The sequence below is a fragment of the Streptomyces anandii JCM 4720 genome, assembly GCF_014650655.1.
GTDB classification, from domain to species: Bacteria; Actinomycetota; Actinomycetes; order Streptomycetales; family Streptomycetaceae; genus Streptomyces; species Streptomyces anandii.
In genome coordinates this window covers 22,916-27,582 of sequence record NZ_BMVJ01000031.1, presented here as the reverse complement: position 1 = coordinate 27,582, position 4,667 = coordinate 22,916, and the positions used below count along the sequence as shown (strand labels likewise).

The following is a 4,667-nucleotide window of genomic DNA, read 5'->3' as shown; positions in this document are numbered from 1 at the left end:
CTCCTCGACCCCCTCCGTCTTGCCGCTTCGCAACTCTGCCCTCACCTCGCGCCACCGCACTCCCGCAGCGTGGAGGTCGTCCAGCAAGAACGGCGCTGCTTTACCCGGGTGTCTCACCGCCAGCCCGAACTGGTGGTAGAAGTCGGCCATCACCGCACCCAGCTTCTTCTGGTCCTTGGCCAGTTGCCCGGCCAACGCCCGCACGCCCGACTCCAGCAGGAAATCGGCCTCCACTTTGCTGCCCTTGCGGAACAGCCGGACCGGCATAGCGGTCAGGATGATCTCCTCGATGAGAGCCGGATCGAGGTCGTGGACTGCGTCCAGCAGGCCGGCCAGCTTTCCCAACGACTTCAGGGCGTCGTCGCCCGCCGCGGCCCCGCCCATCAGAGCGCCACGCTCAGCAGCCCGCCCGCGACCGCCATGACGAGCCCGACGGACGACGGCTGCACGTCGGACAGACACTGACGCGGGTCGAGATCGGACACGGTCTCGCTGGCCGCGTCCATGTACTCGGACGCGGCTTCGACGATGTCGGCCACGGACAGCCCGAGGTCGAGAGCCATCCCCACGGGCGGGCAGACGGCGGTGAGCGCGAGGGTGAGTACGCCGAGACTGACTGTCTTCACCACACCGGTACGCACCTCGGTCAGGTCCGCGCCTTCGCGGGCGGCGTGCACGCTGTCCAGCAGGCGCTCGTACAGATCCCGTTCCTCGACGGGCAGTCGAGCGACGGCTGCCCGTAGCACCTTCTCGTACTGCCAGACCGAACCCTTCGCGTCCCTGGCAATGAGCGTCTCGGGCAGCGTGTTCCTGCGTACCTCTTTCTCCTCCACTCGATCGGCGGGGCGGCTGCGGCGCAGTCGCTCGCCGAGATCCTGGCTCGCCCGCCACGATCTGCGGAGCCGGTCGAAGACGGCGCGTTCGAGCTCCACAGGACTCGAGAGCACCGTCTCCACGTCGAAGCGGTACAGCACGGGCGCGGCGGGGGCCTCGCGCAGCAGCGCCTCCGCGAAGGCTTTCGATGCCCTGAACGCGGCCTCTTCGAGCGCATTGAGACGAGACACCGCGGCCTCGTTCAGAATGCCGACCTGATCCCTGCCGAGCTGGCGTCGCTGTCGGGCACGTGCCTCCCCGGCCGCCCTGCCCGCCGCCATCAGCTGCCGGGCCAACGGCCTCAGGCGTTCGAGCGCCTCCCTGAGGTCCCGCACGGCTTGCTGCCGGCTCTGCAGCCTCGGTGCGCGCAGCGCGTCCAGCGCGGCTCTGGCCGCAGCCCTGTCCTGCCACTGGAAATATCGCGTCATCTCGTCGATCACCCGATCACCGCTGCGCCGCAGCATCGAGCCGGCGACCGACGCGGCCTCGGCTTCGAGGAGCCGCGCCATGTGCAGTACGCGCAGGCGCAATTGCGCCGCGGCGTCCGTGAACCCGTTGATCCAGCGCGCAGTGTCGGAGAGGGCTGCCCCGGCGGCACGCAGCGCTTCGCGCTTCGCCGACGTCGCACTGTTCGCCCCCGTGTGGGGCCCGGGTCGCATCAGAATGTCGTTCATCTCTTCCAGCTCACTCCGGACGGCGACTACCGATGGCCAGCCGTAGGCGAGATACGCCATGGTGACGAAGTCGCGCAGTGCCTGCGGGTCGCCGATGGGGAGTTGGTACAGGCGGTTGTTGACGGTCACCATGGGCCGCAAGGGCGGAGTGGGCCGATCGAGGAACTCGCGCGGGCCGATGAACGGGGCACGATCCAAGGGGTCGACGTCCGGGTTCGACGCGCCCGCCTTGTCCGCCACTCCTCCCACGACCACGACGAGTTCGTGCGCGTCCGGGGGGCCTTGGCGTCTGCGCGCCACGCCGGGCACATAGGTCCCGCCGGGGTACGCCGTTCCCGCGCCCGAGCCCCCCGGACCCGGGCCCGCAGCGGGGTCCGGTCCTGGGTCCGCAGCGGGGTCCGGTCCTGGGTCCGCAGCGGGGTCCGGTCCCGGGTCCGGGGAGCCCATCAGCCGTCGCCCTGCCGGTCGAGGCACACCCGCAGGCTCGCGGCATCGTCGTCGGGATCGCCGTAGTCCCCGGCCTGGATGCGCGCGGCCCGCCGGTCAGCCTCCAGCTCGGCCGCACGCGCCTCGGCCGCCAGCCGTCGCAGTTCCGTCCGGCGCGAGGTCTCCACGTACTCCTCGCTGGTGGAACACTGCCCCAGCCGTGTGTTGATGGTGAGCCCCGGGGTCGGGAAGACCAGCTCGTCGGGCGTGTCCGCCGTTCCGGTGAAGGCCGCCTCGAAACCGGCGCGCAGTTCCTCGACGAAGTCCCGCAGCCCACCGGCCGGTTGAGGTGCCAGCGGAACGGCGAGCTCGGCTCCGTTGACGGCGATCACGCGGGGTTCGAACATGCCGACCTTGAGCGCGCCCTGCGAGGCGACCTCGATGCAACGGCTCTGCTCCGCCGGTGACATGCCCTGGAAGAGAGCGAAGCTGTAGTGGTCGGGATGCTCGTTGAGGTGGGCCAGCAGGGCCTCCTCACGCTCTCCGGCCGCGGCCAGCTCGTCGAGAGGGAAGGCCATGGCGAGCTTGTCTGCCGTGCTCAGCTTGTCCTGCTGCGCGTTGGCCTTGGCGATGACGACTTCCTTCTCCGCCGCCAGCTCGCCCTCGACCTGCTTGCCCAGATACGCCTGGTAGGCAACCTTCAGACGCTCCAGAAGGCCGGCGAGGCCACCGTCGTCGGCCGTGTAGAGGTTCTCCTCGCGTGTCCGTCCGGAGGACCAGTTCCAGTTGAAGCGGCCGACGAGATCGCCGATCTTCTCCCCGAGCCCGCACTGTTCCTTGTCCCGGTCCGACTTGTCGTTCAGGCCGGACAGGGTGGTTGCCGAACCCTGGGCGGGCACGACGGCCACCAGGAGCTCGGCGTCGGCGGCCGTGGCAGTGGCCGGTACGCGTGCCAGGGCGGACCAGACCGCCGGGAAGTACTTGCTGCACAGCTGCTGGAACAGCCACTGCTGGGCTGCGGTCCTCTCGCCGGGCGTGATGTCCTCCCCTGGGGGGATCCGCTTGAGCGCCGGATCGCAGCCCGTTGCCGCTCCCTCGGACACGCTCGCGAAGGCGGCGCGGATGATCTTGAGCAGATCGATGACGGCCTGTTCCTGCGGGCTGGTCTTCGTGGCCGGGGTGGTCGGTCCCTGGTTGAGGTCGTCGGCCGCGATGTCGACCTGCTTGCCCATCGTCGCCTGATCGGCGATGACCAGTTTCGCCAGTTCATACGCCCGGGTCGTGCGGCACGCGGCGAACCCGTCCGCGACGGCCGGGTCGAGCAGAGCGCGGTACAGGGCCGACTCGTGGCGGCGCACCAGTTCGCGGTTGAACTGCTTGGTTGCCAGGGGGTTGGGCAACAGCGCGACGAGGACGAGCCGTTCGGGGCGGGGGACGAGTGTGACCTTGTAGTGGGCCAGCGTTTCGAAGAAGTCGAGGGTGAGGGTGCGCGAGTAGTTGGTGTTCTTGATCAGCCGTGTGACTCTGCTCTGGCCGCCGGTCTCGACCGCGTCGGTGATACGGGTGGTACGGATCGCCCGGATCCGGGCGGCGGACTTGAGGGTCGACTCCTTCATGCGCTGCTGGGTGACCCGGGCCACCGACTGGAGCTGACTGGTGTCGCTGACCTTTCCGCCGGCGGCCACGGTGATGGAACCGTTGCCGGTGCTGTAGGTGGCGTCGACGGAACCCTCCAGCTGCCAGGCGAAGTCGTGGCGCCGGGTCAGCTCGGCGAAGACGTCGTCGGTGTCGCGCTGGGTCTGGACGGACTCGAAGGACTGGTCGACCTCGGTCTGCGAGGACTGGTCGAGCGTCCGCAACCTCCGCTCCCAGCTGGACACTTCGACGGTCGTCTCCTCCTGGGGAGCGAGCGCGAGGCTGCCGCGCAGCTCGCCGCGGCTGAACCCGGTGAGCTGCCAGACCTGCCGCCAGGGCATGAAGACGGCGACGGGCAGCCCCAGCGGCACCACGGCACGGGACTCGTCGGTGCTCCGGGCGCGCGGCGACGGCAGGGCCGCCGTCACGCGGTTCTCGATCCGGCGTACGGGCGTCACGCCGGCCGCAAGGCTGACCCGCTCGGTGAGAGCGCGGGCTGCCAGCCGGTGGCCGTCGCGCAGCGCCTGGTCCTCGCGGTTGCCGTCGATGAGCGTGATCTGGTCCCCGCCGAGGTTGACCGTGGCCGTCCCGTCCAACCGCAGTGCGCTGACCTGTGACCGGCTCAGCGCGACGGAGACCGGACGCCCGTCCGAGCCGGGGACCAGAGGCTGGGACAGGAATCCCGCCAGGTCCCGGACGACCACCTCGGCCGCGGTGGCCCGCCGCCCCTCGCCGGGCGGTTCCAGCCGGACGAGCCTGGGCGACCTCTCGGACGTCCAGGCCACGACGGGCCGTCCGTCCAGGAGGGCCCGGGTGACCTCCTCCGCAATCGCCAGCGGGCGTTCGACCTCACCGTCCACGATCCTGCCCTCGGCGAGGACCTGGTCGACGGCGTCCTCGTCGAGCCGGACCGTCGGTACCTGAACCACGAGTTTGGTGAGGAAGGGCCTGGTCGCCTCGTCCCGTGGGCCGGCCATCACGAGCGTCTCGCGACCCGCCGCGAGCGAGGCGACGGCCTCCTCGTCGAGCTGGAGCGCGACCGACCGGTTGCCGTAGGGG

The 4,667-nt window shown here is 70.3% G+C and carries 3 protein-coding genes; all 3 read right to left on the bottom strand.

The window, feature by feature from the left end; all coding sequences use genetic code 11:
• Window positions 1-384, bottom strand: a 384-nt coding sequence (locus IE249_RS32750; protein WP_189710714.1) for a hypothetical protein, incomplete at its 3' end; no start/stop codon positions are given.
• A complete protein-coding gene (locus tag IE249_RS32745; RefSeq protein WP_189710712.1) occupies window positions 384-1,787 on the bottom strand; it encodes a hypothetical protein in 1,404 nt (467 codons plus the stop codon). The genes IE249_RS32745 and IE249_RS32750, both read right to left, overlap by 1 nt.
• A gap of 206 nt (window positions 1,788-1,993) precedes the next feature.
• The coding region (locus tag IE249_RS32740; RefSeq protein ID WP_189710710.1) for a hypothetical protein at window positions 1,994-4,667 on the bottom strand (2,674 nt) is incomplete at its 5' end.